We start from the raw sequence: 3,541 nt of genomic DNA on the forward strand, positions 1-3,541 counted from the left end.
GGAACGGGATGAGGATGAGCATGACCCAGGGCTCGGACCCGTACGAGAACGCCCTGGCCGAGCGCATGAACCGCACGCTGAAAGAGGAATTCGGCCTGGGCAGAGTGTTGGCTGACCTGCAGCAGGCGGAGCTATTGGCCAGACAAGCGGTGGAACTATACAATCATCACAGGCCCCACTTATCCTTGCAGATGAGGACACCTGAACAAGTACACCAACAGCAAATAAAAATCCCGGTCTGCTGAAGCAAACCGGGAAATTGTAAATCTGTCAACTTATAGCAGGACGATTCAATATATCCTGCTTCAAGGCTTTTGGGGTGTTCTTCAGTTGTTCCAAGTTGCTATGTTACGTTTTGCAGCCTGTTTCGGCTAAAGAGCCTTTAAAACGTCAAGGAGAGAGGGATGAGATTTGTTTGGGTTAGTTGCCCAGGTTCCTCCTTTTTGAGGAAGGCCATATGTGAGGAGAATTAAGGCTCGTGATTTAAGCAGAAGAGAACAGGTGCTAAGAGAAGGAACCCAGTCTTTCTAAGCAGGTGTAACTATTTTCCCCGTAACTATGGGTTTATGGCTTCCTTTTGGAAAAAGCCTTAAAATCTGAGCCCTTTCTAATATTTCCTAGGGCTAAAATATGTATTGGTAATGAAAGAAAATGCGAGGTAGATGCCAGTATACTTTTTCCCAAAATACATATAGAGTTATTTACCGGCCGTTTTTAGGAAAAGCCTAAAGAAAACCGAGCCTTTTATGCAGGAAAGCACTCTCCCAACAGCAATATGATCAAACGGTTTTAGTAACCGCCTAACCTGCAATACCATTGTCTTTACTTGGCTTCTATTTCCCCTAAAATAAAAGCTTCCTTTTGGGCATAATAACCAATAAAGTAGAAGAAATTAAAAAAAAGTTTTCGGCTTCCTTCCTCTTTTCACCCTCGCCTTTCCTGAAAATCTTCTCTTCAAATTTTTAGGAACATGAAAGAGGTGTCCAAATAATGTGGCTACATATGTTCTTTTGGGCCTCTTTAAGAAAGGCCTTTTAAAAACCGTAACTCACTGAAAACCAATTTGAAAAAATTTATAAATAGTAAGCTTGAATACTTGGGATTAATTCTTGGTGCCTTTGAAAAGTAATATTTAACAAAACGATAGTCTGTTTTTCAGACATGGGCAAGGGGAGAGAAAAAGGTCTAGCTTAGAAAAATTAAAAGCGTGATATAAAAAATCCAATAAAATATTTAACACCTGAAATAGTTAGCCTGGATTAAACTATGTTTATAAAACGTATGAAAAATTATAGTAAATGTATAAACATATAAGATTGTAAATATAAATATTGCGATACGCCAAATTTTTTATTTTGGAATTTAGCCGTAGTTTTGACCGCCTTTCCCCCTAAAGCAATCCAACAAACCTCTGTAATTCTGATTGATCTGTTAAAAAAATGAAATTCGACCTTTATCGATCGTTTGTAGCCTTTCTTTTGCTATTTAGCACATTTCAGGTTTTTGCCCAGCAGCCTACTGCTAATGAAAGAGTATCGCCTTATACGGCTAATTTCGGTTACGGGAGTAATATGGGCGTTTATTCCAGCGGCTGGAATGACCGCACCTTAGCCGGTTTGGTGCAAAAGGCGGGAGGAAATTCCCTGAGACCTACCTTGCCAGAAACGTTTGTTGATACGTGGGGCTATAAAGTAAGATTGAGCGAGTTTCAATATTACTTCAATGAGCTGGGAATGAAGGAAATAACCTGCTTTATAGAGGGTCCTACAGAGGCACACCGTGACAAAACCTTTTACCCGGGAGGCACCTCTTCTTCAAAGGTATTCTCCAACCTTTATGAGCCTATCTGGCAGGCAGACGGTACGGTAAATCCCAATAATTACTACGCTAATTACGTATATAACTTGGTACAAACGTATGGCTCCTTCATCAAGAACTGGGAGGTGTACAATGAACCAGATATAGGAAACAATAACCCCACAGACTGGCTTTCCCGTCCGCCCCAACCAGGTGAGATGGATAATGTACAGGCTCCTTTTTTCCATTACATCCGGATGCTGCGCATTACCTGGGAGGTAGTGAAGAAGTATAACCCGGATGACCACGTTACTCCTGGTGGAATCGGCCACGAGAACTTCCTGGATGCCTTGCTGCGCTATACGGATAACCCCAGCGGCGGTACGGTTACAGGCCAATACCCCCACAAGGGCGGCGCTTACTTTGACATGGTCAGCTACCATGTCTATCCCGCTTTCTTTCTTCGGGTGTGGGACAATTCCATTGGGGGGTTCAAGTACCTGCGCAATTCAGACTATGCGGCCGCGCAAGTGATCAACCACAAAAATGGTTTTGAGGCGGTTTTAAATAAATACGGCTATAACGGCGGCACCTACCCTAAAAAGCATTTCATTGTCACAGAGACCAACATCAGCCGTCGCACAAATGACTGGCGGTACAGTTCTGATGAGATGCAGCGGAACTTCGGCATAAAATCTTTGGTGCTGGCCCAGAAGCACGGGATCAAGCAGGTGCACATCTACAGTGTAGCAGAGAATACAAATGCCCCTTCCCCTGACGTAACCGTTTCCAGCAATGTGGAATATGGTTTGATGGGCCTTTATGAGAATTTGAACAGAGATGCTCCCGGAAGTGAGAAATTGACCCAACTGGGGCTTGGTATGAAAACAACCTCTCTGTTTTTAATGGGGTATTCTTATGATGCGGGGCAGACGGCGGCCTTGAGCCTGCCAGCTTCCGTTGAGGGAGGGGCTTTTAGAAAAGACGGTGCCTTGGTGTACGTCCTGTGGGCTAAGAACCCTAATGATAAGTCTGAGAATTATACCCAGCCTTACTCTTTCCCGGCTGGCCTGGGAATATCCAGAGTAGACCGCTATGAGTGGGACCATGCCGCCACCGGCACTTCCTCGCAACAGGGTCCCACCGGGCTTACCTTGACTACTTCTCCTTCCTTTTTTAGAGCGACCACAGGTACTGTCGCCAAGCAAAACCAGACCATCACGTTCCCTGCTATTGGTTCAAAAGTGATAGGGGAGACCTCTACCGTTGAATTACAAGCCACTTCCACCTCCGGCCTAGCCGTAACCTTCAGAGTAGTTTCTGGTCCTGCCACCCTCAGTGGGAATACCCTTACCCTGACCGGCGCAGGAACGGTCACCGTGGAAGCTGCGCAAAGCGGAAATACAACTTATAACGCGGCCTCTGCCGTCAGCCAATCGTTTGAGGTGACGGGTGCTACTACCACACCTCCCACGGGTTCTTTCCTGCGGATCGAGGCGGAGAGGTACGCCAGCATGAGCGGCATCCAGGTGGAGAACACGGGCGACGAGGGCGGCGGTCAGAACGTGGGCTACGTGGACGCGGGCGACTGGATGAGCTACTCGGTGGGCGTGGCCGCGGCCGGGACCTACAGCGTGGGCTTCCGGGTGGCCTCTCCGGCCTCGGGCGGGCGCATCGAGGTGCGCTCTTCCTCCGGGGCGGTGCTGGCCACGGTGGAGGTGCCCTCCACGGGCGCCTGGCAGAC

General features: G+C 47.2%; 2 protein-coding genes. Both read left to right on the forward strand.

What is annotated here, in order from left to right; genetic code table 11:
* The coding region (locus tag FOE74_RS00900) for an integrase core domain-containing protein (protein WP_149096735.1) at window positions 1-245 on the forward strand (245 nt) is incomplete at its 5' end.
* Window positions 246-1,439: 1,194 nt separating this feature from the next.
* A partial coding sequence (locus FOE74_RS00905; protein ID WP_149096736.1) for a carbohydrate-binding protein occupies window positions 1,440-3,541 on the forward strand: 2,102 nt, incomplete at its 3' end.

The organism is Rufibacter glacialis (assembly GCF_008271745.1).
Classification (GTDB): domain Bacteria; phylum Bacteroidota; class Bacteroidia; order Cytophagales; family Hymenobacteraceae; genus Nibribacter; species Nibribacter glacialis.